This window comes from Corynebacterium nuruki S6-4 (genome assembly GCF_007970465.1).
Classification (GTDB): domain Bacteria; phylum Actinomycetota; class Actinomycetes; order Mycobacteriales; family Mycobacteriaceae; genus Corynebacterium; species Corynebacterium nuruki.
In genome coordinates this window covers 1472269-1498468 of record NZ_CP042429.1, presented here as the reverse complement: position 1 = coordinate 1498468, position 26200 = coordinate 1472269, and the positions used below count along the sequence as shown (strand labels likewise).

Here is a 26200-nt window from a genome sequence, read left to right as displayed (position 1 = left end):
TCGTGTCAGAGCGGAGTAGCGTCCTTCCCCGTGATGCGTGGGCACGCACGGACGCGTGTGCCACGCACTGACGTTTTTCCGAGGACATACCGCCGATGAGGAGGGCCTGACCATGGCCGAGATATCAGAGACATCCGCACCCGCTGCGCTGGACGGCGGGGTGAACACCGCCACGCACGGGGCCATCCTCAAGAAGGTCGCCCTGTTCGGCGACGACCCGCTGCGCTACTCGGTCCGCGCGATCCTCGCCGGCGTGTACCTCACCCTCGGCACCGCCTTCGCCGCCGTCGCGGGCAACGCCGTCGAAGGGGTGGCCCATGGACTGGGCGCCGTGGTGTTCGGCATGTGCTTCTTCATCGGCCTGGCGATGATCCTCCAGATCGGTGCGGAGCTGGCCACCGGCACCATGATGTACATGGTCTGGGGTGCCGTCCGCGGCTACCTGGGCTGGGCGAAGGCCATCGGCATCATCCTGTGGACCGTGGTCCTCAACCTGGTCGGCGCGATCATCGTCGCGATCATCCTGGGGCAGTCCGGCAAGCTCGGCGGCCTCGGTGCCGACCACCTCATCGCCACGCTGTCGGAGGGCAAGCTGACCAAGGGGCCGTGGGGCATCCTGCTCGAGGGCATTCTCGCGAACTTCCTGGTCAACGTCGCCATCGTCGGTGGTCTGATCATGAAGGACTACGCCGGGAAGTTCCTGTTCACCCAGTTCGTCATCGGTGCCTTCGTCGTCCTCGGCCTGGAGCACCTCATCGCGAACTTCTCCCTGTTCACGCTGTCCTACTTCTGCCTCGGTGACGGTTTCGCCGACGGTCCCTCCGTGCTGGACGCCCTGACCTGGGGCAACGTGCTGAAGAACTGGGGTATGGCACTGCTCGGCAACTTCATCGGCGGCGGCCTGCTCATCGGCGGGGTCTACGCCTGGCTGAACCAGGGCAAGTCGAAGGGCGCGCAGCTCTACCGCGACTAGGTCGGGCATGCCCGCGGAACGAACCGAGGGGCTGTCGTCGGTCGGCCCATGCCCGCGGAACGAACCCACAGGTCGAATTTTTGGCTCCAGAACCGCACCTGGGTTCGTGATCCCCACATCGCAGGTTGCGCAGCAGCACCTCGATTCGTGATCCCGACATCGCAGGTGGGCCAGCAGCACCTGGGTTCGTGATCCCGACAATTCAGGCGCCGGGACTCCAACCTGGCTCAGCGAGAGTGCTCACGCAGCCTCGCCATGCCGCGCCAGCGCCCGGACCACCATATTGTCGAGGAGCCGGTGCAACTTCACCCGGTTCCGGAACAGTTCCGCATCGACCCGGAGCACCTCCCAGCCGCGGTCCCTGAGCTCCTGGATCTGGTCGATGTCCCGGTCCTTGCGCTCGCTGCCGTGGTGGTCGGCGCCGTCGTAGTAGACCGCGATCTTCAACTCTTCACAGGCCAGGTCAAGGACCGTGCTCATCCCGCGCCCGGACCCCCAGGAGACGGGCACCTGTGATGTCCAGCGGAAACCGGCCGGCAGGGCGTCCCGGATGATGAGCCGGAGCAGTGTCTCCCGCGGGGTCTGTGCACCATCGTCGACCAGGGCCAGCACCCGGCGCAGCAGCCGACGCCCCACCACCCCACGACAGGCGTCCCGGATCTCGGCGAGTGTCGCGGTCGTGCACTGCAGGACGGCGTCGACGAGCTGGACACACCGGACCTCGATGTCGGAGAGCCCGGGGATGTCGGGGACCGGCGGCCGGTGTTTCCGCCGGATGATCGACTGGAGTACCTCGGCCGTCGCCGATGGTGCGGTGACACACCGGAGTCCGGGGAACACCGGGTCCGGGGTGCAGGTTGTCCGTGGCCGGTCCTTCCGCCACGGCCGGTACACCGGTTTCAGTGACCGGTCGCCGGCGGTACCGCAGTCGGTGGATCCGGCTCCGCTGCCGTCGGTGAGCAGGACGACCGGTGCCGAGTCGGCCCAGTACAGCAGCCCGAGGAAGGCCAGGGCTCCCCATCCGTCGATGACCAGGTCGGGGTGGCGGAGATACTGGGCCCGCGCGCGGGTGACGATATCGGCGGGGAATCCGCCGGTCTCGTCGCCGCGGACCTGCTGTGGGGTGTCTTCCGGCAGTGGCCGGAACAGGACGCCCCGGGCCACCGTGATGAATTTCCGCTCCAGGGCATGTCTGGTGCGACCTGCGGCGATGGCTGCCTTCCGGAGGAACGGTGGCCTGCTCGGCAGTATCCGTCGGGTGTATTCGGGGCCGTTGCCCGGGTGAAGTCTGCCCTCCCGTTCGGCCCGACGCCACCAGTCCCACCTGCTGTCCCCCGCTGTGTTCTCCATGGTGGACCAGTCAAGCCGATGGTGGCGGACGCCGCTACCGGGGTGTCGCCGGATTGTGGACAACACCGGGTTGTCCACAGATCGCAGGTCGGGGGTGGTGGAGCGGGCAGGGATGTGCGTTGCTGTGGCACTGCATCCACGATGCGGGGATCACGAACCCAGGTGCGGTTCTGAAGCCCAAAATTCGACCTGTGGGTTCGTTCCGCGGGCATGAGCCGACGGACGGCGGCACCTCGGGTCGTTCCGCGGACCTGGGCCGGAGCCGCGCGCTACAGCGGGAGATACCGGACGCCGTCGCCGGCCGCGAGACCTTCCGGGGGGACAATGACCAGTGCATCCGCTGCCGCGTAGCCGCTGAGCATGTGGGACAGCCGGCCGGGCAGGACCGTCAGTGCCGCCTCCGGATCCGCCGGCTCATGGGTTCCCGACCCGACCCCCGCAACCCCGGACACCGCAGGCATCAGGCGCACCCGGTCGCGGCGGATCGGCTCCACAGCCGCGCCGAGCACACCGGACAGCACCGGGGCGTCCAGCCCGAGAGCGGTCGCCACCGCAGGCTGGACGAACGAGTGCAGCGCGACATGGGCCGCGAACGGGTTACCGGGAACCCCCGCGATGAGCTGGGGGCGTCCCGAAATGATGCGACGGACCAGCAGGGTCGGGTGCCCCGGCTGGCAGGCGACCTCGTCGGCGAGGATCTCGCCGCCGGCACCACTGGCCAGGGCGGCCCGGGTGATGAAGCGGCGGGCGAAATCCTGACCGGAGCGGCCCGACCCGCCGGTCATCACCACGATGTCGGCGTCCAGCACCGCCGGCCGCCGCAGCCAGTCCTCCACGGCCACCGGATCATCGGCCAGGTGCTCGGCGGCCACCACCTCCGCACCCCAGCCGGTGAGCAGTGCGGGAAAGGAGACGGAGAAGGCGTCCCGCACCTCCCCGGGGCCGGGCACCCCGGAGGCGACGACCTCGTTGCCGGTGAACGCGCACGCCACCTTCGGTGCCCGCGCGACCGTGACCTCGTCCACGCCGGCCGCGCCCAGCATCGCGACGTGCCGTGGGGAGAGCCGCCGCGGGGCGGTCAGCAGGGTGTCGCCGAGGTGCCACTCCTGACCGGACGGGCGGATGTCCCGCCCCGGCGCCGGATGCTCGGCATGCAGTTCCTCGCCGGTGACCTCGGCGTTCTCGGAGCGGATGACGGAATCCGCCCCCTCGGGCAGCAGTGATCCGGTGAGGACCGGCAGGGCCTCCCCGTCGGCCAGGGAGCCGCCGCTGCGGTGGACGTTGCGGCCCTGCGACCCGGTGAACGGTGCGGCGAGCAGCCGCCACGGCCCGTCACCGCGCACCGCGAAGCCGTCCATGGCCGACGACGTGTAGTGGGGGACGTCCATGGGCGCGGGCACATCGGCGGCGAGCACGTCGCCGGGCGCCGGGTGCTTCCGGACCTCCGCCACGGTCGCGGACGCAGCGGCGCAGATGCGGCGACGCGCCTCGTCCCAGGCGACGGGTTGGTGGTGCTCGTGACTCATTGTGGCCTTCCGTAGCCGTGGGTGAGGGCATCCTGCCAGGTGTCGATGTCGGTGGCGGTGCCGCCGGGCAACGGCAGTTCCGGCAGGTCGAGGTGCTTGAGGATCCGCATGACGGACTGGTCGGTGAGGTCGCCGGCGGTGGCGTTCCGCAGATCGGCCAGCCGCACGGCGGAGAGCAGCGGCTGCAGTCGACCACCGGTCACCCCGATCCCGGGGCCGCCGGCGGCCAGTGCGGTGACCGCACGGCCGGGGTTGACGAGGTCGGCGGCGAGCAGCAGGACCAGGTCGTCGTCGGACGCCCCGGTGGTCTCCAGCATCCGGACCCCGGCTGCGACAGCGGCGGCCGGGCCGGCGAGCGGCGGGTCCTCCCGGGTCCGCAGGACATCCTCCGGCAGGTCCATCGGCGGGCCGACGACGATCCGGGTGGCGCAGTCCGCAGCGGCGCAGGCCTCCAGGACCGTGTCGATGAGGCGGCGTCCGGTGAAGTCGGTGAGCAGCGGTTTGTCGGGCGTGCGGGCCGGGGCGGAGGCGTGGAGCCGGGATCCGGCGCCTCCGGCGACGATGATCGCGTGGCTGGTCGGGCTTGTCGGGTTGGTCGGCACAGTCATCTAACCGCCTGCGAACGGGGGGAGGACATCGACACGGGTGACGGTGCCGAGGTCGACGGTGGCGGCGTCCGCCCGGGTGACGGTGCGGCCGTCGACGAGGAAGCTGCACCGGTCGAAGACCCGGGCGAGGGTCATACCGCCGGCGGTCTCGTCGGTGTGGCGTGCGCCGAGGGTGTCGAGCAGTGCGGCGAGTGTGCCGGTGGCCTGCGCATCCCCGAGTCGTTCTTCTGCTACACCGCGCGCCGCGCGTGCGGCCGCGAAATAGTGGATCTCAACCATGATGACCCAGTGTAGGCCGGTGCCGGGACAGTGGCGGCGGGGCGTGGCAGTGTCCGGTGCGCCGCGTAACCTGGACACCTATGAGCAGCACGGAATCCACCCACCTCACCCACGTCCGCGAGGACGGCTCGGCGCACATGGTCGACGTCACCGGAAAGAACGAGACGAGCCGCACCGCGGTGGCGACCGGACGGGTGCGCACCAGGCCCGATGTCCTGGACATGATCTTCGATCCCGGCAATGAGGGCCTGCCCAAGGGGGACGCCCTGCCCGTCGCCCGCGTCGCCGGCATCATGGGCGCGAAGAAGACACCCGAGATCATCCCGCTGTGCCATCCGCTGCCGCTGGGGAAGATCACCGTCGACTTCGTCCGCGAGGAGGACGCCGTGCGTATCGAGGCCTCGGTGAAGACCCGCGGCGTGACCGGCGTGGAGATGGAGGCGCTCACCGCCGTCACCAGCGCCGCCCTCACCGTCTACGACATGATCAAGGCGGTCGACAAGCACGGCGTGATCGAGGACGTGCACGTCCTGGCGAAATCCGGCGGCAAGTCCGGCTCGTGGGACGTGCGTGCCGACGCGGCGGGGGACCTCCGATGACCACCGCACTCGTCGTCGTCGCCTCGACCCGGGCCGCCGCGGGGGAGTACACCGACCGGACCGGCCCACTGCTCGTCGACTGGCTGCGCGGCCGCGGCTACGACACTCCCGACCCGGTCATCGTCGCTGACAGCGACATCCCCGCCTACCTTGATGACCTGCTGCAGTCGGCGGACCTGCCGCGGATCGTGCTCACCACCGGCGGCACCGGTATCAGCCCCGGTGACCGGACGGTCGCCTCGGTGCGTCCCCACCTGACCCACGAACTGCCGGGCCTGCCGGCGGCGGTGTGGCGGCGGGGCGCGGACAACGGGGTACCGACCGCACTGCTGTCCGGTGCGGTCGCCGGGGTGGTCCGCCGCTCGTTCATCATGACGCTGCCCGGCTCCCGCGGCGGCGTGAAGGACGGCATCGCCGTTCTCGACCCCGTCCTCGACCACATCACCGCACAACTGGAAGGAGCCGGTGACCATGAGTGATCCCGCCACCGACCCGGACTACGTCGCCGAGCAGACCGGCACCGTCGTCCACACCGCCATCTCCGCCGACCCGTTGGAGGACCATCTCGCCGCCGCGAAACTCACCACGCAGACCCGCGCGATGGGCGCCCTGGTGACCTTCGAGGGCACCGTCCGCGACCACGACAACGGCACGGGTGTGACGAAACTCGACTACACCCACCATCCGACCGCCCCCGCCGCCCTGGCGGCGATCGCCGAGGAGACGGTGCGCGCCCACCCGGAGATCCGGCTGTGGGCCGAGCACCGCACCGGCTCGCTGGACATCGGCGACCTGGCCTTCCTCGTGGTCGTCGCCGCCGCACACCGCGGCCCCGCCTTCGAGGCGATCGCCGAGTTCGCGACCCGGGTGAAGTCCGAGGTGCCGATCTGGAAGGAACAGGAACACACCGACGGCTCGACGGACTGGGTGGGATTGTGAGCGACTTCAGTCCGCGCGAACTCTCCCGGTACCGCCGCCAGCTCGTCCTCGACGGTTTCGGACGCCCCGGGCAGGCCGCGCTGAAACAGGCCCACATCGCCGTCATCGGCGCCGGCGGGCTCGGCTCCCCGGCGCTGCTGTACCTCGCCGCCGCCGGAGTCGGCCACGTGACCGTCATCGACGATGACGTGGTGGAACTGTCCAACCTGCACCGTCAGGTCATCCACGAGACCGCGGCCGTCGGCGAGCCGAAGGCACTGTCGGCGAAACGCGAGATGCTGGAACGCAACCCGGAGATCGAGGTGACGGTCGTGCAGCGGCGCCTGACGGCGTCCGGTGCCGTCGATCTGCTGCGCGGTGCCGATGTCGTGCTCGACGGCACCGACAATTTCGACGCCCGCTACGCCGCCTCCCATGCGTGCGCGGTGCTCGGCGTGCCGCACGTGTGGGGGTCGATCCTGGGGTTCGATGCGCAGCTGTCGGTGTTCTGGGCCGGCCACGGCCCGGTGTACGAGGATGTCTTCCCCGTCGCCCCGCCGGCCGGATCGGTGCCGTCCTGCGCGGTCGGTGGGGTGCTCGGCCCACTGGTGGGCGTCGTCGGCTCCGCGATGGCGCTGGAGGCGGTGAAGCTGGTGACCGGGATCGGCGAACCGCTGACCGGGAAGCTCGGCTACTACACGGGCCTGACCGGGGTGTGGGAGTATCTGCCGGTCGCCGCGGATCCGACGGTGGCGCAGCGGGTGAAGGACCGGGTCACCGGGGTGCCGGAGGACGCCGCCCACGGCGATCCGGTGCCGGCCGACTCCACCGGTGATGACCCGGTCGACCTGCCCGATCTCACCGGTGCGGTGCTCATGGACGTCCGCGAGCCCGACGAGTTCGACGCCTTCCACATGCCGGACGCCGTCAATGTCCCCCTCAGCACCCTGCGGGAGGCCGTCCCTCCGGTGGCCCGGGAGCTCGCCGGGGAGGCTACCGCGGCCGGACGCCCCCTCGTCGTCTACTGTGCCGCCGGTGTGCGGTCGGCCGAGGCGGTGGACATCCTCGCGGCGTCCGGAATCGACGGGACCAGTTACCCGGGCGGCATCAACGCCTGGCTGGACGCCCAGTAGCGGCTGGTAGCCCCCGACAGCCGCCTGCGGCGTCCGGCAGTGTCCGGCAGCAGAGCGAAAGTGCCGCTGACATGCTGGTTTGCAGCCCCAGTCGGAGTCTGTGTACAGTATCGTCTCGTGCGAGACACTCCGGGTCATACCGGGGTGGACGTTGCACGGCCCTGTGGCGCAGTTGGTTAGCGCGCCGCCCTGTCACGGCGGAGGTCGTGGGTTCAAGTCCCATCAGGGTCGCAAAAGGGTTCGCCCTTCTTGCCCAGATAGCTCAGTTGGTAGAGCGTACGCCTGAAAAGTGTAAGGTCCCTGGTTCGATCCCTGGTCTGGGCACCACAGCGAAAACCCCCGCGGAAGAGATTCCGCGGGGGTTTCGCCGTGCCCGGGTGGTGTCCCTATGTAGTTCGTGGGTTAATGGTCAGAATGTGTGTCTGTTGTGGGCGTGTTATCGGCCGACCCAGCCCTTCTTCGTCAACCCCTGCCCCCGGCTGACCCGGTTCGGACGATTCAGTTCCCCGAAAGCGGCAGAATCGGGTCAACTCGCGTCACCACGACGTCCTGGGGATGGCTGGCCGGTCGGTGGCAGCGCAACCGTCGGCACGGCAGGCCAAAACGCCGTTCACCACCGTCTCCGGCGTAGTTTTGGCCTGCCGGTCGAACAGGTGCGCTGCCGGCCGAACAAGTGCGCTGCCGGACCGGACGCCGCGGCCGGGTTCACGGTCACAATGCGTCTCCCCCGAGCCGGTGGTGCGACATGTCGACGGTGTCCCGAGCTGACCCGGTTCGGACGATTCAGTTCCCCGAAAGCGGCAGAATCGGGTCAACTCGCGTCACGGCTCCACTGCGGCGGTACGGGAACGACAGGCCCCCGGCGTCCTCAGATGTTGTTCTGCAGGTCGTCGACGTAGGAGGCCGGCTCAACCAGCGGGACGTGCTCGTCGGGCTGGCGGTGCCGGATCTTCGCGGGGATGCCGATGAGGATCGAGTCCGGCGGGGCGTCCTTGGTCACCACGGCGTTCGCACCGATCGCCGACCCGGCGCCGATGGTGATCGGACCCAGCACCTTGGCGCCGGCGCCGACCATCACGCCGTCGCCGATGGTGGGGTGGCGCTTGCGCTGGACGAGTTCGGAGCCGCCGAGGGTCACGCCGTGGTACAGCATCACGTCATCGCCGATCTCGGCGGTCTCGCCGATCACCACACCCATGCCGTGGTCGATGAAGAAGCGGCGTCCGATGGTGGCGCCGGGGTGGATCTCGATGCCGGTGAGGAAGCGGGTGAACTGACTCAGGATGCGGGCCGGCCCCTTGAGTCCGGAGGTCCACAGCCGGTGGGCCAGCCGGTGGCTCCAGATGGCGTGGAGGCCGGAGTAGACGATGGCGTTCTCGACGTTGCCGCGGGCGGCGGGGTCATGCGTCCGCGCGCTGTCCAGGTCCTCTTTCAACGTGCTCAGTAGGCTCACCGGCGCGTCCTCCTTCGGGGTTTCGGTGCTTGTCCGTGCTTGTCGGTGCTTCACAGTGTGACGTCTGTGACAGTAATGGTATAGGAACACCCCGACGCCGCCGGTCCGTGGTGGGGACCGGGGACGCCGGGGCGTGGTGTGCCGCCGACGGGGCGGACACGGTCAGTCGCGATCGGGCGCGATCAGTCGCGCAGGTCGTCGAACAGCAGGGTGGAGACGTAGCGCTCGCCGAAGTCGGCGACGATGACGACGATGAGCTTGTCCTTGTTCTCCGGCTTCTCGGCCTCGGCGACCGCGGCGGCGATGTTCGCACCGGTGGAGATACCGACGAGGATGCCCTCCTGGGCGGCGATCTCACGGGCCCACTTCACGGACTCCTCGATGGTCGCGTCGTAGACGCCGTCGAGGATGTCGCGGTCGAGGTTGTCCGGGAAGAAGTTGGTGCCGATGCCCTGGATCTTGTGCGGGCCGAACTTGCCCTCGGTCAGCAGCGGGGAATCCTTCGGCTCGACGCCGACGATCTGGACGTCGGGGTTCTGCTCCTTGAGGTACTTGCCGGTACCGGAGATGGTGCCGCCGGTGCCGATGCCGGCGATGAAGACGCCGACCTTGCCGTCGGTGTCCGCCCAGACCTCCGGGCCGGTGGTCTTGTAGTGGGCCTCCGGGTTGGCCGGGTTGGCGAACTGGCGGGCGAGGACGGCGTTGTCGGTGTTCTCGACGATCTCGTTGGCCTTGTCGACAGCACCCTGCATGCCGGCCGGCGGCGGGGTGAGGACGAGCTCGGCACCGAGGGCGCGCAGCATGATGCGACGCTCCAGCGACATGGACTCCGGCATGGTCAGGATGACCTTGTAGCCGCGGGCGGCGCCGACGGTGGCCAGGGCGATACCGGTGTTGCCGGAGGTGGCCTCGACGATGGTGCCGCCGGGCTTGAGCTCGCCGGAGGCGACGGCGGCGTCGATGATGGCGGCTCCGATGCGGTCCTTGACGGAGTTACCCGGGTTGGCGGACTCCAGCTTGACGACGATGTTGCCCGGCAGGTCAGCGCCGATCTTGTTGAGCTTGACCAGCGGAGTGTTGCCGATCAGGTCGGTGACGTTGTCGTAGATCTTTCCCATTGTTCCGAAGAGGCCTTCCTGGTTTGCCGTTCAAACAGACCGATCTGTCTGTCTAGGTCTGGCGCCAGTATACATTCCGCCGCGGGATCCGTCGAGACACCGTCCGCCGGGGCCGCCGTGTCACAATGGTCCCCATGACTGACTACGAGACGATTCTGACCTCGGTCGACGGCCGGGTCGCGACCATCACCCTCAACCGGCCGAAGGCGCTCAACGCCCTCAACCAGACCGTCATGGAGGAGGTGGTGGACGCCCTCGCCGGCTTCGACGCGGACGCCGGCATCGGGGCTGTCGTCGTCACCGGCAGCGAGAAGGCCTTCGCCGCCGGCGCGGACATCACCCAGATGAAGGACCAGACCTGGCCCGACATCAAGCTCAAGCGGTTCTACGCCCTCTGGGAGCAGGTCAACACGATCCAGACTCCGATCATCTCCGCGGTCACCGGCTACGCCCTCGGCGGCGGCTGTGAACTGGCGATGATGGGCGACATCATCCTCGCCAGCGAGAAGGCGAAGTTCGGCCAGCCGGAGATCACCCTGGGGGTGATCCCCGGGATGGGGGGAACCCAGCGGCTCACCCGCGCCGTCGGCAAGTACAAGGCCATGGACCTCATCCTCACCGGCCGGACGATGGGTGCCGAGGAAGCGGAGCGGTCCGGACTCGTCTCCCGGGTCCTGCCGGTCGACGGCTTCGCGGACGCCGTCGCCGAGATCGCGGCGCAGGTGGCGTCCTACTCCCGCGTCGCGCTGGCCGCGGCGACGGAGACGGTGGACGCCGCCCTGAACACCCCGCTGGCCGAGGGCATGCGCCAGGAGCGCGAGGCGTTCTGGGGCCTGTTCGCCACCGAGGACCAGAAGGAGGGCATGGCCGCGTTCGTCGAGAAGCGGAAGCCCGAGTGGAGGCACCGGTAACCGTGGCGACGAAGAGTGCGGATTTCCGGCAGGAGCTCGGCGTCCCCGTCCGGGTCGCCCATGAGGTGGTCACCTCGGAGCGCTACCTGTTCACCCTCGACGGCAGCGAGACCGACCCCGGCACGATGGTGGTCTCCGAGCAGGAGATCGAGCGCCGCGACGACGGTTCGGTGTACGCCCGGGCGGTCGCCGGCAAGGCGGATCCGGAGGCGGAGACGCCGCCGGTGGTCATGGAGCAGGTCAGCGTGATCTCCGCGCCCGGTGACGACGGCACGTTCACCATGGACAGCACGGTCCCGCTGCCGAAGAGCATGGGGACGATGCGGACGCTGCAGCGGTTCGGTCCGGCCGACGACGGCGGGACGCTCGTGGTGACGACTGTGACGGCGGAGGTCGACCTTCCGCTGGTCGGCGGGAAGATCGCCAAGCAGCTCGTCGCCGGCTCCGAGGAATCGACGGCCCGGACGCTGCGCCGGATCGAGGTCCTCGTCGGTGACAGTGCCGGTGACAGTGCCGGTGACAGTGCCGGTGACGGCGACGCGGCCGGACGCAACTAGGGGGCGGCGTGCGCGGACGAACGGACGCCGCCATGTCTGTTTCCGCTGCGGGGGTGGCAATCGGCCCGCCGGTGGTTCACCGCCGGTTATGGCCCGTCTCCGCCCAGATTTGGGGGTGGTGGGCGGGGGTCCTATACTCGGGGGTGGCAGAGTCAGGTCCCCCCGATATCGGGGAACTCCCGGAACGGGGGTGCCCCGCGGGTCAACAGAAAGGTGAGCCGTGGAGCAGCAGCGCCACCGCGACGACGACGACGCCATCCGTTCGGCACTCTCCTCGCTGAAGAACGCCACCGGCATCCCGGTGACGATGTTCGCGACGTGCCAGACGGACGGACGTATGGTGATCAACCAGTGGGTGGGGTTGCGGACCCCCGCCCTCAACAACCTGTCCATCGAACAGGGTCAGGGTGTCGGTGGCCGGGTCATGGCCACGAAGCGGCCGGTCGGGGTCTCCGACTACATCCGGGCGAAGTCGATCTCCCACGAGTTCGACCGCCCGATCCGCGACGAGGGGCTGCACTCGATCGTCGCGGTACCGGTCATCGTCGGGCGGGACATGCGCGGCGTCCTGTACGCGGGTGTGCACTCCCCGGTCCGGATGGGCGACAAGGTGCTTGAGGAAGTCACGATGACCGCCCGCGTCCTCGAACAGGATCTCGCGGTCAACGGTGCTCTGCGCCACGCCGACCAGGCGCCCCGCGAACCGGTCAACAAGCCGGTCCGGTCGCTGTCCGGCGCGGAGTGGGAGCAGGTCCGTGCGACGCACTCCCGGCTGCGCATGCTGGCCAACCGGGTCGAGGACGACGAGATCCGACGGGATCTCGAGGTCCTCTGCGACCAGATGGTCAGCCCGGTCCGCGTCAAGCAGACCACCAAGCTCTCCGCCCGCGAACTCGACGTGCTTTCGTGTGTCGCCTTGGGCCACACCAACGTCGAGGCAGCCGAAGAAATGGGCATCGGTGCGGAGACCGTGAAGAGCTACCTGCGGTCGGTGATGCGCAAGCTGGGGGCGCACACCCGGTACGAGGCCGTCAACGCCGCGCGGCGCATCGGCGCCCTGCCCTGATCCGCGCCGGACGCCGCCCGCGGTGGCCGGGGGCCGACCGCTAGGGTGGGGGGCGTGAAAGATCATTTCCTGGTGACCGGCGGCGCCCGTCTCGAAGGTGCTGTCAAGGTCGACGGTGCGAAGAACAGCGTCCTGAAACTCATGTCGGCGTCCCTCCTCGCGGAGGGGACGACCGTGCTGCACAACTGCCCGGAGATCGCGGATGTGCCCTACATGGCGGACGTCCTGCGCGGCCTGGGATGCGAGGTGGAACTCGAGGGCCCGGACGTCGTCATCCACACGCCGGCGGAGATCTCCTGCGATGCCGACATCGACGCGGTCCGGCAGTTCCGCGCCTCGGTCTGCGTCCTGGGGCCGCTGACCGCGCGCTGCCACCGCGCGGTGGTCGCACTGCCGGGCGGGGACGCCATCGGCAGCCGCCCGCTGGACATGCACCAGTCGGGGCTGGAGAAGCTCGGGGCGCACACCCGGATCGAGCACGGCTGTGTGGTCGCGCAGGCTGACCGGCTGCGCGGGGCGTCCGTCAAGCTGGATTTCCCCTCGGTCGGTGCGACCGAGAACATCCTCACCGCCTCCGTGCTGGCGGAGGGGACGACCGTGCTCGACAATGCGGCGCGGGAACCGGAGATCGTCGACCTGTGCCACATGCTGCAGGCGATGGGTGCGCAGATCACGGGGGAGGGGTCGAACACCATCACGGTGACCGGGGTGGAGAGGCTGCACCCGGTCGAGCACACGGTGGTGGGGGACCGCATCGTCGCCGGGACGTGGGCCTATGCGGCGGCGATGACGCGCGGCGACATCACCGTCGGCGGCATCGACCCGGCGCACCTGCACCTGGTCCTCGAGAAGCTGAAGCTCGTGGGGGCGGAGGTTGAGACGTACCCGACCGGTTTCCGGGTCGTGCAGCGGGAGCGGCCGACGGCCGTGGACTACCAGACGCTGCCGTTCCCCGGTTTCCCGACGGATCTGCAGCCGATGGCCCTCGCCCTGTGCACGGTGAGTGAGGGGATGAGCGTGATCACCGAGAACATCTTCGAGTCGCGGTTCCGGTTCGTCGACGAGATGACCAGGCTGGGGGCGGACGCCACGATCGACGGACATCATGTGGTCGTGCGCGGTGTGGAGCGGTTGAGCTCTGCGCCGGTGTGGTCGTCGGACATCCGCGCCGGGGCCGGCCTGGTGCTGGCCGGGCTGTACGCCGACGGTGTCACACAGGTCAACGATGTCTTCCACATCGACCGCGGTTACCCCGGTTTCGTGGAGAGTCTCAATGCCCTCGGGGCGACCGTGAAGCGGGTCTCGGTGGAGTAAACGTGCTCTGACCTGGGGATGTGTGTTTCCTGGGGTGGGTGTGTAGATTATGTCGGGTCAGCGCGGCGGTCGCCGCGGGTTATGACGAACAGACACCGGGTCCTGCACCCTGGTAGGCGGTGTCGCTTCCGGTTTGCGATTGTGTGAACGGGGGGTTACAGTTCAGGGAGTCGCTTCGAGCAGCCGCCTGTGGGTGGTTGGTTGTGGTGTGCGTAGGTTGTTTGAGAACTCAATAGCGTGATGAACCAAGTTTTTTGTTGCACGACAGTGTGCGCATGACGACAGGTTGGTCTGTGTCGGTGGTGCCGGCGAGCCCTGTATGATCGGGGGTTCGTTAAATCATTGATATCTGATTGTTGCTGTTGCTGTGTCACTGTGGTGATTGGTCCGACCTTGGTCCCCCGACCGGGTCGGATTGTGATGATCTTTTGATTGTCAGCAGTTCAGTATTTTGTTTTTTGTTTGCCAGTGAGGGCTCTTTGTAGGGTTTTGCTTTTATGGAGAGTTTGATCCTGGCTCAGGACGAACGCTGGCGGCGTGCTTAACACATGCAAGTCGAACGGAAAGGCCGGGTGCTTGCACCCGGTACTCGAGTGGCGAACGGGTGAGTAACACGTGGGTGATCTGCCCTGCACTTCGGGATAAGCCTGGGAAACTGGGTCTAATACCGGATAGGACTACCGGTTGGTACTGGTGGTGGAAAGTTTTTCGGTGCAGGATGAGCTCGCGGCCTATCAGCTTGTTGGTGGGGTAATGGCCTACCAAGGCGGCGACGGGTAGCCGGCCTGAGAGGGTGGACGGCCACATTGGGACTGAGACACGGCCCAGACTCCTACGGGAGGCAGCAGTGGGGAATATTGCACAATGGGCGCAAGCCTGATGCAGCGACGCCGCGTGGGGGATGACGGCCTTCGGGTTGTAAACTCCTTTCAACCATGACGAAGCTTTTGTGACGGTAGTGGTAGAAGAAGCACCGGCTAACTACGTGCCAGCAGCCGCGGTAATACGTAGGGTGCGAGCGTTGTCCGGAATTACTGGGCGTAAAGAGCTCGTAGGTGGTTTGTCGCGTCGTCTGTGAAATTCCGGGGCTCAACTCCGGGCGTGCAGGCGATACGGGCATAACTTGAGTGCTGTAGGGGAGACTGGAATTCCTGGTGTAGCGGTGAAATGCGCAGATATCAGGAGGAACACCGATGGCGAAGGCAGGTCTCTGGGCAGTAACTGACGCTGAGGAGCGAAAGCATGGGTAGCGAACAGGATTAGATACCCTGGTAGTCCATGCCGTAAACGGTGGGCGCTAGGTGTGGGGGTCTTCCACGACTTCTGTGCCGTAGCTAACGCATTAAGCGCCCCGCCTGGGGAGTACGGCCGCAAGGCTAAAACTCAAAGGAATTGACGGGGGCCCGCACAAGCGGCGGAGCATGTGGATTAATTCGATGCAACGCGAAGAACCTTACCTGGGCTTGACATGTACCGGATCGGCGCAGAGATGTGTCTTCCCTTGTGGTCGGTATACAGGTGGTGCATGGTTGTCGTCAGCTCGTGTCGTGAGATGTTGGGTTAAGTCCCGCAACGAGCGCAACCCTTGTCCTGTGTTGCCAGCACGTTGTGGTGGGGACTCACGGGAGACTGCCGGGGTTAACTCGGAGGAAGGTGGGGATGACGTCAAATCATCATGCCCCTTATGTCCAGGGCTTCACACATGCTACAATGGTCGGTACAGTGGGTTGCTACACCGTGAGGTGGTGCTAATCTCTTAAAGCCGGTCTCAGTTCGGATTGGAGTCTGCAACTCGACTCCATGAAGTCGGAGTCGCTAGTAATCGCAGATCAGCAATGCTGCGGTGAATACGTTCCCGGGCCTTGTACACACCGCCCGTCACGTCATGAAAGTTGGTAACACCCGAAGCCGGTGGCCCAAACTCGTTAGGGAGCCGTCGAAGGTGGGATCGGCGATTGGGACGAAGTCGTAACAAGGTAGCCGTACCGGAAGGTGCGGCTGGATCACCTCCTTTCTAAGGAGTTTTTTGTGCACCGCGTCAACACGGACGTTTGGGTGCTTTTTTGTTAATCCGGGTGGATGCCACGAGCGTGATGTGGGTCGGCCGGTTGTTGTGCGCTGTGGTGCAGCTTGTTGGTTCGTCATCGTTGTTGGGTGTCTGGAGTGTCCTACTCCTGATTCTGGGATTCCTGGTTGTCCGGTGGCCGTTGGTGGTTGTCGGTTCTCGGGGGTTCGTGTTGTTTGAGAACTGTATAGTGGACGCGAGTATCTTCTTTATTACTGCAAATTTTTTTGTTGTTCACCCGGGCTCTTTTAGAGAGTCTGTTTGTGTTGTGTGTGAAGGGCACACGGTGGATGCCTTGGCATGATGAGCTGATGAAGGACGTGGGAGACTGCGAAATGCCTCGGGGAGTTGTCAACCAAGCGTTGATCCGAGGGTGTCCGAATGGGGAAACCCGGCCGTCGTTGTGGGCGGTCACCTGCCGGTGAATGTATAGTCGGTGTGGGAGTGACGCGGGGAAGTGAAACATCTCAGTACCCGCAGGAGAAGAAAACAATTGTGATTCCGTGGGTAGTGGCGAACGACAGCGGATGATGGCTAAACCGGTGCTGTGTGATACCTGTCAGGGGTTGCGGTGTCGGTGTTGTGGGGTCTTGCAGGACTGGTCTGACAGCTGGTCGCCTGTGGCATGCGTGTTAGCGGAAGTGGTCTGGGATGGCCTGCCGTAGACGGTGAGAGTCCGGTACGTGAAAGCATGTGTGTGCGGGTGTGTGAGTGTCCCCGAGTAGCAGCGGGCTCGTGGAATCTGCTGTGAATCTGCCGGGACCACCCGGTAAGCCTGAATACTCATTGTGACCGATAGCGGATAGTACCGTGAGGGAATGGTGAAAAGTACCCCGGGAGGGGAGTGAAATAGTACCTGAAACCGTGTGCTTACAATCCGTCAGAGCCTTTTGGGGTGATGGCGTGCCTTTTGAAGAATGAGCCTGCGAGTCAGCGGCACGTCGCGAGGTTAACCCGTGTGGGGTAGTCGTAGCGAAAGCGAATACTAACGAGTGTGTTGTAGTGGCGTGTCCTGGACCCGAAGCGGGGTGATCTACCCATGGCCAGTGTGAAGCGATGGTAAGACGTCGTGGAGGCGCGAACCCACTTAGGTTGAAAACTGAGGGGATGAGTTGTGGGTAGGGGTGAAAGGCCAATCAAACTCCGTGATAGCTGGTTCTCCCCGAAATGCATTTAGGTGCAGCGTCGTGTGTTTCTTGCCGGAGGTAGAGCTACTGGTTGGTTGAGCGGGACTATCATCTTAGCGACGTCAGCCAAACTCCGAATGCCGGTAAGTGAGAGTGCGGCAGTGAGACTGCGGGGGATAAGCTTCGTGGTCGAGAGGGAAACAGCCCAGATCGCCGGCTAAGGCCCCTAAGGGTGTGCTAAGTGGAAAAGGATGTGCGGTCGCGAAGACAGCCAGGAGGTTGGCTTAGAAGCAGCCATCCTTGAGAGAGTGCGTAATAGCTCACTGGTCGAGTGGCCGTGCGCCGACAATGTAGTGGGGCTTAAGTACACCGCCGAAGCCGCGGAACTCACATCGTTTGGTGTGGGTTGGTAGGGGAGCGTCGTGTGGCCGGTGAAGGTGCGGGGTGACCCAGTGCTGGAGGCTATGCGAGTGAGAATGCAGGCATGAGTAGCGATTGATGAGTGAGAAACTCATCCGCCGAATGACTAAGGGTTCCTGGGTCAAGTTTGTCTTCCCAGGGTGAGTCGGGGCCTAAGGCGAGGCCGACAGGCGTAGTCGATGGTTAACGGGTTGATATTCCCGTACCCGAGCATGTGCGAAAGAAGATGAGGCGGTGAGACTAACCACCCTGAAGGACTGTCGGTGCATCTTTGGTGTGCTGGTGGTGTGGATGCGTGGGACCTGATCCGTAGTAGTCTAGTGATGGGGTGACGCAGTGAGGTAGCCGAGCCACTTATTGGATTGTGGTGTAAGCGTGTGGCCCGTGTCCCAGGTAAATCCGGGGCGCTTTATGGGTGAGGCGTGATGCGTACCCTTTTGTGGGGATGTCGGTGATCCTGTGCTGTCGAGAAAAGCCTCTAGCGAGTGCGTGTTCGGCCCGTACCCTAAACCGACACAGGTGGTCTGGTAGAGTATACCGAGGCGTTCGGGTGAACTGTGGTTAAGGAATTCGGCAAAATGCCCCCGTAACTTCGGGAGAAGGGGGGCCCGTGCTGGTCGTGGTCTTTTGCGGACTGTTGGCTGGTGTGGGTCGCAGAGAATAGAGGGAAGCGACTGTTTACTAAAAACACAGGTCCGTGCGAAGACGGTAAGTCGATGTATACGGACTGACGCCTGCCCGGTGCTGGAAGGTTAAGAGGACCTGTTAGGGCTTTGGCCCGAAGCGGAGAATTTAAGCCCCAGTAAACGGCGGTGGTAACTATAACCATCCTAAGGTAGCGAAATTCCTTGTCGGGTAAGTTCCGACCTGCACGAATGGCGTAACGACTTCCCTGCTGTCTCAACCACAGGCCCGGCGAAATTGCAGTACGAGTAAAGATGCTCGTTACGCGCGGCAGGACGAAAAGACCCCGGGACCTTCACTATAGCTTGGTATTGGTGTTCGGTTCGGTTTGTGTAGGATAGGTGGGAGACTGTGAAGCGGCTACGCCAGTGGTTGTGGAGTCGTTGTTGAAATACCACTCTGATCGTATTGGATGTCTGAACCTCGGCCCGTGATCCGGGTCAGGGACAGTGCCTGGTGGGTAGTTTAACTGGGGCGGTTGCCTCCCAAAGTGTAACGGAGGCGCCCAAAGGTTCCCTCAGCCTGGTTGGTAATCAGGTGTTGAGTGTAAGTGCACAAGGGAGCTTGACTGTGAGACTGACAGGTCGAGCAGGGACGAAAGTCGGGACTAGTGATCCGGCACCGGCTTGTGGAAGCGGTGTCGCTCAACGGATAAAAGGTACCCCGGGGATAACAGGCTGATCTTCCCCAAGAGTCCATATCGACGGGATGGTTTGGCACCTCGATGTCGGCTCGTCGCATCCTGGGGCTGGAGTTGGTCCCAAGGGTTGGGCTGTTCGCCCATTAAAGCGGCACGCGAGCTGGGTTTAGAACGTCGTGAGACAGTTCGGTCTCTATCCGCCGTGCGCGTTGAAACTTGAGAAAGGCTGACCCTAGTACGAGAGGACCGGGTTGGACGTACCTCTGGTGGGCCAGTTGTCACGCCCGTGGCATGGCTGGTTGGCTACGTACGGGAGGGATAACCGCTGAAAGCATCTAAGCGGGAAGCCTGTTTCGAGATGAGGTTTCGTGTGAGGTTCCCTGTAGACGACGGGGTTGATAGGCCGGATCTGGAAGCCATGTGAGTGGTGGAGGTGACCGGTACTAATTGACCGAGCATTACACTTAAACACTCGTGTTACGGGTTGTTGGTGTGCGGCATGTGTTGCAGCGTTGAAGAGTTTTCGCGTCCATTGTGCAGTGTCTGGAACGGCACAGCACACCGTGGCCCCCTGTTGGTTCGGGGTGGTTGTCTGGTGTGTGTGGTTGTTTCGTTGATAGATTTGTCGGTGGTTTTGGCGGTGGGGTCACGCCCGGTCCCTTTCCGAACCCGGTAGCTAAGCCCACCTGCGCCGATGGTACTGCACCTGGGAGGGTGTGGGAGAGTAGGTCGCCGCCGGCATTAAACGTGTGTGGGAGGTCCTGCCCCCTGCTCTGGTCGACTTCTGGTCGGTCGGGGTGGGGGCGGGGCCTCCTTCTTTTTGTGCGTGCGCGCAGTTTTCGGGTCCGTGGTCGGACGGTATGTCTTGTGCCGGGGTGTCACCGGCCGGCCCGGCGGTGGCGGGTGTGCGTCGGCAGGGTGGCCCGGTGGGGAGAATCCACCCTGCCGACGCACACCCGCAGGCCGGGCCCGTTGCTGCGCGCTTTTCTGCACTTGTGGGGCGGGTGCCGGTTCCGGCGGAGGCGACCGGCGGCGGGTGTGGGATGTAGTCCGTGAAGTCGAGCAGGAAATCCGGAGTGTTGGCGCCGGGTATCTGCGCCCCAGGGCACCGGCCCCGGCGGCGCCGACGGTGGCGGACCGGGAGGAGAGCGGTTACGAATGGAGGCATGTCCACCTTCGCACTGATCAATCCGTCCACCGGAGATACCGAACAGACCTTCACCCGTCTCGACGATTCGGAGCGGGACGCCGTGCTGACCCGCGCGACCGAGGCTTTCGCCCGGTGGCGGGAAACCGACATCGACGAACGCGCGGCCGTCCTGCGCCGCGCAGCGGACCTCTACAAGCAGCGTGCAGACAAGCTCTCGGCTCACATCGGCCGTGAGATGGGCAAACTGGCACGGTGGGGGAAGGGGGAGATCGGCATCGTGGCCGCCATCTACCGCTGGTACGCCGACCACGCCCACGAGCTGCTCGCCGACCGTGAACTGACGGCCCAGGGCGCCACGCGGACCTGGGTCCGCAAGGATCCTGTCGGACCGCTGCTCGGGATCATGCCCTGGAACTTCCCCTATTACCAGGTGGCCCGCTGGGCGGCGCCGAACCTGCTGCTCGGCAACACCCTGGTGCTCAAGCACGCATCGATCTGCCCGCTGTCCTCCCAGGCCTGCGAAGACATTCTGGTGGAAGCCGGCCTGCCCGAGGGCGTCTTCCAGAACATCTACGCCGCGGGATCGCAGATGGACGCGTTCGTCGCCGACCCGCGTATCGCCGGCGTCTCCCTCACCGGCTCGGAGGCCGCCGGTGCCGCAGTGGCGAAGACCGCCGGCGAGAACTACAAGAAGTCACTGCTGGAACTCGGTGGCAATGACCCGTTCATCATCCTCGACGACGGAAACCTCGACTGGGTCCTCGACCAGTTCGTGAAGATCCGCATGTACAACACCGGCCAGGCCTGCAATGCCCCGAAGCGGCTGATCGTCCTGGATTCGTTCTACGACCGGGTGGTCGAGGGACTCACCGCGCGGATCTCCGCGCTGAAGGTCGGTGCCTGGGACGATCCGGAGGCCGACGTCGGCCCGCTGTCCTCGGTCGACGCCCGCGACGGGATCGTCAAGAGGCTGTCGGACGCCGCGGCCGCCGGGGAGGCCACGGTCCGCGTCGGCGGCGGTGCGGTCGACCGGCCGGGCGCCTTCATGGAGCCCGCGCTGGTGACCGACGTCGACCCGCGGTCGGACGTCGGCTGCAACGAGGTCTTCGGACCGGTGGCGATCGTCTACTCCGTCAAGGACGCCGAGGAGGCCGTCGCGCTGGCCAACAGCTCGGACTACGGCCTCTCGGGCTCGGTCTGGGGGACGGATATCGCTGAGGCCACGCAGGTGGCGTCCCGCCTCAACGACGGGATGACCTTCGTCAACGAAGCCTCGGTGACGGGGGCGGGCCTGCCGTTCGGCGGGGTGGGGCGTTCCGGGTACGGCCGGGAATTGGCGGAGTGGGGCGTCGGCGAATTCTGCAACGACCACCTGTTCCGCGTCAGCGACCAGTCCGGCCCCGGGCTGTCACCGGCGTTCTGATCCGGCATACCGCCGGACGCGTCGGCGCCGCGCGCTGACCCTGCGCTCCGGCCCGGTACGCAGGGAGGCGTTACTTCGCGACGTGGTCGGCGATGAGGGGGACCATCTTGTCCATCGCGAAGTTGTAGGCCTGCGGGGTACCCGCGCTGAAGGCCTGGGCGACCTCCTTCGGCAGGATCACGCTGTGACCCTCCTTCGTCGCGTTGAGGCGCTTCCAGGCGTCGGCGCCGGCGATGTCCTGCTCGGTCCTGCTGATGGGGTAGGCGAGGACGAGGTCGGCGTCCGCACGCGAGAGGGTCTCGTCGGTCAGTGAGACGGAGAAGCCGTTCTGGCCGGCCTCCGAGGAGGCGATGTCGTCGTTGAGCCGGAAGCCGAGCTGCATCAGCGGGTCGACGCGGACGGAACCGGGGAGGAAGACGCCCCAGGTCTTGGAGGCGCCGACGGCGGAGAGGGTATTGCCGTCCCACTCCGGGTGCTCGGCCTTGATCTTGGCGGCGCGGTCCTGGCGGTCCTGGAGGATCTTGTCGCCCTCCGTGGTCTTGCCGACGGCCTGGGCGATCATCTTCACCTGGTCGTCGGGACCGGTGAGGAAGCTGTCGGCCTTGTCGTCGGGGACGCCGACGGTGGGGGCGATCTCGGAGAGCTTGTCGTAACGCTCCTGGTCACCCTTGCTCTTGACGTCGAGGATGAGGTCGGGCTCGAGGGCGGCGATCTTCTCGTACTCGGGTTCGCTGGTGCTGATGACCTCGGGGGCCTTGTCGTAGCCCTTGTCGACCCAGGGGCCGAGGCCTTCGCCGCCCATGTTGAGCCAGTCGGATTCGGCGACGGGCTGGACGCCCAGGGCCATGGCGGTCTCGGCATCCCCCCAGCCCAGGGCGACGACCTTCTTGGGCTGGTCCTTGATCTCGACGTCACCGAACTTGGTGGCGACGGTGGTCGGGAACGCGTCCTGGTCGGTGGCGCTGCTGGAGCTGCCGGAGCTGCCGGCGCTGCTGTCGGCGGAGCCGGCGTCCGAAGCGTCGTCGGAGGAGCAGGCGGCGAGGCTGAAAGCGAGCCCGGCGGCGAGGGCGGCGCCGGTGAGGGTCCTGCGGGTGGTGCGCAAACGCATGGGTGGCGTCCTTCTTCCTGAAAAGGTGTCAGTTACTGTAGGACAGCCTAACGGTACCTGTTCAGGAGGAGGACGCCGGGGTTCTAGCCGAACAGTTCCTTCGAGGCGATCTCGGCGCCCTTGACGAGGGACTCCAGCTTCGCCCAGGCGATCTGCGGGTGGAGGCGTCCGCCCAGACCACAGTCGGTGGAGGCGATGACGTTCTCCGGGCCGGCGACCTCCGCGAACTGCAGGATGCGGTCGGCGACCAGCCGCGGGTGCTCCACGACGTTGGTGGAGTGGCAGACCACGCCCGGGTAGATCAGCTCACCGGCGGGGAGCTTGTGGTCGCGCCAGACGCGCCACTCGTGGGCGTGGCGGGGGCTGGAACCCTCGAAGGTCAGGCCGCCGACGTTGGCGCGCAGGCACTCGTCGACGATGTCCTCGAAGGGGATGTCGGTGGTGTGCGGGCCGTGCCAGGAACCCCAGCAGATGTGCAGCCGGGTCTGCTCCTTGGGGAGGTCCTTGATCGCGTCGTTGAGGGCGTCGATACGGATCCGGATCCACGCCTGGTAGTCGGCGACGGTCGGCTCCGGGTTGATCTGGTCCCAGGCCTCGGCGAGATCGGGGGCGTCGAACTGCACGGTGAAGCCGGCGTCGGTGATGGTCCTGTACTCGTGGGAGAGTGCCTCACCACAGGCCTGGACGAGCTCCGCGTCGGTGTCGTAGTACTTGTTCGTCAGTCGGGCGGCGGAGCCGGGGGAGATGGCGGCGACGAAGGCGTCCTTCCGGTCGTGGCCGACCTTGTCGAGCGCCTTGGTGAGCAGGTCGACGTCGGCGTCCACCTGGTCCTGGCCGATGTAGGTGACCGGGCCGGTGAACTCCGGGTTGCCGACCTTGGCGCGGCCGGTGAAGATGCCGGACTCCGGGTCCTCGTAGGCCTCGTTGAAGGCGGCGCGGTCCCGGCGGTCCGGGAAGCTCGTCAGCTTGATGTTGCCCGGGGTGGAGCGCACGACCTCGGCGTTGGCCCACCGGTCGGTGTCGGTCATGGTGAGGCCGCCCAGCCGGGTGAAGGTGTAGTTCCACCAGGCGCCGTAGTCGACGGCACCGGAGGTGATGTGGCCGTACTCGCCCTCGTTGATGATGTCGAGGCCGAGCTCGTGCTGGCGGCGGACGACCTCGTCGACGCTGTTCTGGAGGATCTCCAGGAACTGCTCGCGGGTGATGTCACCGTCGCTGAAGCGCTTGTTGGCGTCCAGCAGTTCGGGCGTGCGGGGCAGGGACCCCACATGCGTGGTGCGGATCTTGTTGACCATCGGTGCTCCTTGTGTCAGGTCGGGGGCGGGGAATCGTCTCAGGAACGCAGTCTAGACCGAGCGGTCCGGATCCGGTCAGCCAGGGTGCCGTCGGCCGCGTCCCCGGACAAGCGCTCGGCCGCGGTGGCCAGCGTCGTGTCGTTCTTGCAGAACGTCCACCGCACCAGGGTACGGACCGGGTCGGCCGGGTCGTCGGCGGCGTCCGCGACGACGAAGGCGCTCACCGGGATCGCGGCGACTCCCACCGCCGACGGCAGCAGCCGGCAGAACTCCTCGCCGGAGATGCCGAGTCCGAGCGGGGCGATGTCGCTGACCAGGAAGTACGTGCCGTCGCTGCCGAGGACCTCCTGGCCGGTGGCGCGCAGCACCCCGGCCAGCCGGTCGCGGCGGTCACGCAGCGTGGCGTCCCAGTTCTCACTCCACTCGTCGGCGTTGTCGAGCGCCCACGCGACCGCCGGCTGCAGCGGGGTGACCCCCACATACGACAGGAACTGCTTGGCGGCGGTGACCGCGGCGAGCAGCTCCGGGGCGGCGATCGCCCAGCCGGTCTTCCAGCCGGTGACGTTGAAACTCTTCGCCGCCGAGGAGATCGTCACCGTCTGCCCCGCCATGCCCGGCAGCGTGGCGAAGGCGGTGTGGTGCAGGTCGTCGTCGTAGACGAGCCGTTCGTAGACCTCGTCACTGATGACGGTGATGCCGGTGCCGCGCACACAGTCGGCGATGAACTCCAGGTCATCGCGGTCGAGCACGGTACCGGTCGGATTGTGGGGACTGTTGAGGATCACCGCGGCGGTGGCGTCCTCGGCACAGGCCGCGGCGAAGGCCGCACGGTCCAGCGACCACCGCCGGACGCCGTCGGCGTCGGGTGCCAGCCGCAGCCGCACCGGCCGGGCGGTGGCCTCGGCCAGGCCGATCGCCGCGGAGTAGGCGTCATAGGTGGGTTCCAGGACCACGACCTGGCGTCCGGCGTCGACGAGGCCGAGGACCGAGGCGGCGATGGCCTCCGTCGCGCCGACGGTGATGAGCACGTCGTCGGCGGTGACCTGCTGGCCCCACCGCCGGCGCCGGTCGCGGGCGACCGCTTCCCGCAGAGCCTGGACGCCGGGGCCGGGGCCGTACTGGTTGTTGCCGCCGAGGATCTCGTCGGCGGCGATCCGCAGCATCTCGGCCGGGCCGTCCTCGTCAGGGAATCCCTGCCCGAGGTTCGCGGCCTGTGTGCGCACGGCCTCGGCGGTCATCGTCGCGAAGATGGTGGGGCCGATCCCGGCGACACGGTGGGCGCGGTGAAACTGTTCTGCCATACAGCCATACTATGGAGGTATGACCGAGCAGCAGCGTCCCACCCCGATCACCGCCACCGGAATCGACCCCGACCACGTCGAGCACCTGGAAGCCACCGACCCCGCCGACCTGCCCAAAGGGCACCCGGCCGACGCGATGGCAGGCCACGACAAGCTCAGCCCGCGCCAGCAGCTGACGCAGCTGCTGGAGTACTTCGAGGATTCCTACCCCGAGATCTTCCGCTCGCTGACCACCGACGAGGGCGCCGGGGTCACCGGTGACGAGCTCACCGAGCTCAAGGACGCCACCGAGCGCATGTGGGCCCGCGTGCCCGACCTCATCACCCACTGCAGCCTGCTGGTCCTCGGCGCTGGACTCGACCAGTCCATGCCGGGCGTCGCGTTCCTCAAGACCGGGCCGGACGCCTCCCCGGTGACCGTCGGCGGTCTGACCGGAACCCTGCTGCGGCCCTCGGAGCCGACCGGGGCCGTCGCGGTCAGCCTGCACGGCGGGCCCGGCTGGTTCGGCGACGCCGAAAGCCACGACCAGCTGTGGCTGCCGCTGTTCGCCGCCCTGGCGGAGAAGTCCGGTGTGACGGTCGTGGACCTGCTCTACCCGCTGCCCGGCTACGGCGAGGGCACGGTCGAGGAGCGCACACAGCTGATGGAGGACACGGTCGCCGCCGCGTTCGCCGAGGTCGCCGGGGGTGCCGCCGAGCTGGTCGGCGAGGGTGCGGCGAAGCCCGCGACCGCCGAGCGGGTCGGGCTGATCACCTTCGGCTCCGGGTTCACCGCCGCGAAGAAGGTGCTGGACAGCAGGGCGGAGAAGTTCCTGCTGGCGATGACGCCGCGGATCCCGGCCGGTGCGGGGGCGGACGGTGGTTTCGACCCGGACCTGCACGGCGTCCCGACGCTGGTGTCGTTGGCCTCGGAGGATTCACGGGGGACCGCCGCGGAGACGGTCCGCGAGTTCTTCCTGCCGCGCACCGACGACCTGGAGTACCGCGAGTACCTCTCCGAGCACCTCATCGGTGTGCCGGACGTGTGGCGGCGCCGGGTCGCCGACGACGCGGAGTGGCTGGCGCGGCAGTAGGGGGCGGGGGCGTCCTGACGTTCCTGGAGACCAGGATCACCGCAGTACTCGTGGACTGACCGTTGCCGGCCGTTCTGAGTTGCTGTTATCCTGGTGGCATTGCCGCCCGT

20 protein-coding genes, 2 tRNA genes and 3 rRNA genes are annotated in these 26200 nt (G+C 66.6%); 16 read left to right on the top strand and 9 right to left on the bottom strand.

What is annotated here, in order from left to right:
- The first annotated feature begins 112 nt into the window (after window positions 1-112).
- On the top strand, window positions 113-973 hold the full coding sequence (locus FSW06_RS06710; protein ID WP_010122865.1) for a formate/nitrite transporter family protein: 861 nt from the start codon (window positions 113-115) through the stop codon (window positions 971-973).
- A gap of 240 nt (window positions 974-1213) precedes the next feature.
- Here FSW06_RS06710 and FSW06_RS06705 read toward each other — a convergent pair whose 3' ends face one another.
- The 4 genes from FSW06_RS06705 to FSW06_RS06690 all read right to left on the bottom strand — a co-directional run bounded on the left by FSW06_RS06705 (window position 1214) and on the right by FSW06_RS06690 (window position 4736).
- Window positions 1214-2323, bottom strand: a complete 1110-nt coding sequence (locus tag FSW06_RS06705; RefSeq protein ID WP_139024621.1) for an endonuclease domain-containing protein — start codon at window positions 2321-2323, stop codon at window positions 1214-1216.
- A gap of 269 nt (window positions 2324-2592) precedes the next feature.
- Window positions 2593-3849, bottom strand: a complete 1257-nt coding sequence (locus FSW06_RS06700) for a molybdopterin molybdotransferase MoeA (protein WP_010122862.1) — start codon at window positions 3847-3849, stop codon at window positions 2593-2595.
- Window positions 3846-4457, bottom strand: coding sequence for an NTP transferase domain-containing protein (locus FSW06_RS06695; protein ID WP_010122861.1), 612 nt, complete (start codon window positions 4455-4457; stop codon window positions 3846-3848). Before FSW06_RS06695 ends, FSW06_RS06700 begins: the two co-directional genes overlap by 4 nt.
- A complete protein-coding gene (locus tag FSW06_RS06690) occupies window positions 4458-4736 on the bottom strand; it encodes a MoaD/ThiS family protein (RefSeq protein WP_010122860.1) in 279 nt (92 codons plus the stop codon).
- Window positions 4737-4816: 80 nt separating this feature from the next.
- On the opposite strand from FSW06_RS06690, the gene moaC reads away from it, so the two are divergent.
- From moaC to FSW06_RS06660, 6 genes are all read left to right on the top strand, one after another.
- Window positions 4817-5335 carry a cyclic pyranopterin monophosphate synthase MoaC gene (gene moaC / locus FSW06_RS06685; protein ID WP_010122859.1) on the top strand — a complete coding sequence of 173 codons (519 nt, stop codon included), beginning with the start codon at window positions 4817-4819 and terminating at the stop codon, window positions 5333-5335.
- Window positions 5332-5814, top strand: a complete 483-nt coding sequence (locus FSW06_RS06680) for a MogA/MoaB family molybdenum cofactor biosynthesis protein (protein ID WP_010122858.1) — start codon at window positions 5332-5334, stop codon at window positions 5812-5814. Before moaC ends, FSW06_RS06680 begins: the two co-directional genes overlap by 4 nt.
- Complete coding sequence (locus tag FSW06_RS06675; RefSeq protein WP_010122856.1) at window positions 5807-6274, top strand: molybdenum cofactor biosynthesis protein MoaE; 468 nt, start codon at window positions 5807-5809, stop codon at window positions 6272-6274. Before FSW06_RS06680 ends, FSW06_RS06675 begins: the two co-directional genes overlap by 8 nt.
- Window positions 6271-7386, top strand: a complete 1116-nt coding sequence (locus FSW06_RS06670; protein WP_010122854.1) for a ThiF family adenylyltransferase — start codon at window positions 6271-6273, stop codon at window positions 7384-7386. The genes FSW06_RS06675 and FSW06_RS06670 overlap by 4 nt, the downstream gene beginning before the upstream one ends.
- 157 nt (window positions 7387-7543) lie before the next feature.
- Window positions 7544-7617 (top strand) — tRNA-Asp (locus FSW06_RS06665).
- A gap of 20 nt (window positions 7618-7637) precedes the next feature.
- A tRNA-Phe gene (locus FSW06_RS06660) sits at window positions 7638-7713 on the top strand.
- Window positions 7714-8254: 541 nt separating this feature from the next.
- Here FSW06_RS06660 and epsC read toward each other — a convergent pair.
- Window positions 8255-8839, bottom strand: a complete 585-nt coding sequence (gene epsC / locus FSW06_RS06655; RefSeq protein ID WP_010122852.1) for a serine O-acetyltransferase EpsC — start codon at window positions 8837-8839, stop codon at window positions 8255-8257.
- Window positions 8840-9021: 182 nt separating this feature from the next.
- On the bottom strand, window positions 9022-9957 hold the full coding sequence (cysK, locus tag FSW06_RS06650) for a cysteine synthase A (RefSeq protein WP_029450369.1): 936 nt from the start codon (window positions 9955-9957) through the stop codon (window positions 9022-9024).
- A gap of 125 nt (window positions 9958-10082) precedes the next feature.
- Between cysK and FSW06_RS06645 the strand changes: the two genes are divergently transcribed.
- The 8 genes from FSW06_RS06645 to FSW06_RS06610 all read left to right on the top strand — a co-directional run bounded on the left by FSW06_RS06645 (window position 10083) and on the right by FSW06_RS06610 (window position 21314).
- Window positions 10083-10868 (top strand): enoyl-CoA hydratase-related protein, encoded by a 786-nt coding sequence (locus tag FSW06_RS06645; protein WP_010122849.1) that lies wholly within the window; start codon window positions 10083-10085, stop codon window positions 10866-10868.
- Window positions 10869-10870: 2 nt separating this feature from the next.
- Complete coding sequence (locus FSW06_RS06640) at window positions 10871-11425, top strand: DUF2505 family protein (protein ID WP_040431085.1); 555 nt, start codon at window positions 10871-10873, stop codon at window positions 11423-11425.
- A gap of 220 nt (window positions 11426-11645) precedes the next feature.
- A complete protein-coding gene (gene ramA, locus FSW06_RS06635; protein ID WP_010122847.1) occupies window positions 11646-12491 on the top strand; it encodes an acetate metabolism transcriptional regulator RamA in 846 nt (281 codons plus the stop codon).
- Between the two features lie 54 nt (window positions 12492-12545).
- Window positions 12546-13805 carry a UDP-N-acetylglucosamine 1-carboxyvinyltransferase gene (gene murA / locus FSW06_RS06630; protein ID WP_010122846.1) on the top strand — a complete coding sequence of 420 codons (1260 nt, stop codon included), beginning with the start codon at window positions 12546-12548 and terminating at the stop codon, window positions 13803-13805.
- A gap of 494 nt (window positions 13806-14299) precedes the next feature.
- Window positions 14300-15819, top strand: a 16S ribosomal RNA gene (locus FSW06_RS06625).
- A 314-nt stretch (window positions 15820-16133) separates the two neighbouring features.
- Window positions 16134-19207 (top strand): 23S ribosomal RNA (locus FSW06_RS06620).
- A 158-nt stretch (window positions 19208-19365) separates the two neighbouring features.
- Window positions 19366-19482, top strand: a 5S ribosomal RNA gene (gene rrf / locus FSW06_RS06615).
- The 16S, 23S and 5S rRNA genes sit together here, the layout of an rRNA operon.
- A gap of 425 nt (window positions 19483-19907) precedes the next feature.
- Window positions 19908-21314: an NAD-dependent succinate-semialdehyde dehydrogenase gene (locus FSW06_RS06610; protein ID WP_010122090.1), complete on the top strand. Its 1407-nt coding sequence runs from the start codon at window positions 19908-19910 to the stop codon at window positions 21312-21314.
- Between the two features lie 70 nt (window positions 21315-21384).
- On the opposite strand, the gene FSW06_RS06605 is transcribed toward FSW06_RS06610, so the two are convergent.
- The 3 genes from FSW06_RS06605 to FSW06_RS06595 all read right to left on the bottom strand — a co-directional run bounded on the left by FSW06_RS06605 (window position 21385) and on the right by FSW06_RS06595 (window position 25018).
- Window positions 21385-22422, bottom strand: coding sequence for an iron-siderophore ABC transporter substrate-binding protein (locus FSW06_RS06605; protein ID WP_010122088.1), 1038 nt, complete (start codon window positions 22420-22422; stop codon window positions 21385-21387).
- 83 nt (window positions 22423-22505) lie between these two features.
- Window positions 22506-23717: a cobalamin-independent methionine synthase II family protein gene (locus FSW06_RS06600; RefSeq protein ID WP_010122087.1), complete on the bottom strand. Its 1212-nt coding sequence runs from the start codon at window positions 23715-23717 to the stop codon at window positions 22506-22508.
- 38 nt (window positions 23718-23755) lie between these two features.
- Entirely contained in the window at window positions 23756-25018 is a 1263-nt protein-coding gene (locus FSW06_RS06595) for an aminotransferase class I/II-fold pyridoxal phosphate-dependent enzyme (protein WP_010122086.1), read from the bottom strand.
- A 19-nt stretch (window positions 25019-25037) separates the two neighbouring features.
- On the opposite strand from FSW06_RS06595, the gene FSW06_RS06590 reads away from it, so the two are divergent.
- Window positions 25038-26090, top strand: coding sequence for an alpha/beta hydrolase family protein (locus FSW06_RS06590; RefSeq protein ID WP_010122084.1), 1053 nt, complete (start codon window positions 25038-25040; stop codon window positions 26088-26090).
- Window positions 26091-26200 lie beyond the last annotated feature (110 nt).

Bases quoted from the DNA above. Each gene is read 5' to 3' on its own strand.
- FSW06_RS06710 (WP_010122865.1), top strand. From the start codon at position 113: ATGGCCGAGATATCAGAGACATCCGCACCCGCTGCGCTGGACGGCGGG.
- FSW06_RS06595 (WP_010122086.1), bottom strand. From the start codon at position 25,018: ATGGCAGAACAGTTTCACCGCGCCCACCGTGTCGCCGGGATCGGCCCC.
- FSW06_RS06600 (WP_010122087.1), bottom strand. From the start codon at position 23,717: ATGGTCAACAAGATCCGCACCACGCATGTGGGGTCCCTGCCCCGCACG.
- FSW06_RS06700 (WP_010122862.1), bottom strand. From the start codon at position 3,849: ATGAGTCACGAGCACCACCAACCCGTCGCCTGGGACGAGGCGCGTCGC.
- FSW06_RS06690 (WP_010122860.1), bottom strand. From the start codon at position 4,736: ATGGTTGAGATCCACTATTTCGCGGCCGCACGCGCGGCGCGCGGTGTA.
- FSW06_RS06675 (WP_010122856.1), top strand. From the start codon at position 5,807: ATGAGTGATCCCGCCACCGACCCGGACTACGTCGCCGAGCAGACCGGC.
- moaC (WP_010122859.1), top strand. From the start codon at position 4,817: ATGAGCAGCACGGAATCCACCCACCTCACCCACGTCCGCGAGGACGGC.
- FSW06_RS06705 (WP_139024621.1), bottom strand. From the start codon at position 2,323: ATGGAGAACACAGCGGGGGACAGCAGGTGGGACTGGTGGCGTCGGGCC.
- FSW06_RS06605 (WP_010122088.1), bottom strand. From the start codon at position 22,422: ATGCGTTTGCGCACCACCCGCAGGACCCTCACCGGCGCCGCCCTCGCC.
- FSW06_RS06645 (WP_010122849.1), top strand. From the start codon at position 10,083: ATGGTCCCCATGACTGACTACGAGACGATTCTGACCTCGGTCGACGGC.
- cysK (WP_029450369.1), bottom strand. From the start codon at position 9,957: ATGGGAAAGATCTACGACAACGTCACCGACCTGATCGGCAACACTCCG.
- FSW06_RS06680 (WP_010122858.1), top strand. From the start codon at position 5,332: ATGACCACCGCACTCGTCGTCGTCGCCTCGACCCGGGCCGCCGCGGGG.
- FSW06_RS06695 (WP_010122861.1), bottom strand. From the start codon at position 4,457: ATGACTGTGCCGACCAACCCGACAAGCCCGACCAGCCACGCGATCATC.
- FSW06_RS06610 (WP_010122090.1), top strand. From the start codon at position 19,908: ATGTCCACCTTCGCACTGATCAATCCGTCCACCGGAGATACCGAACAG.
- FSW06_RS06590 (WP_010122084.1), top strand. From the start codon at position 25,038: ATGACCGAGCAGCAGCGTCCCACCCCGATCACCGCCACCGGAATCGAC.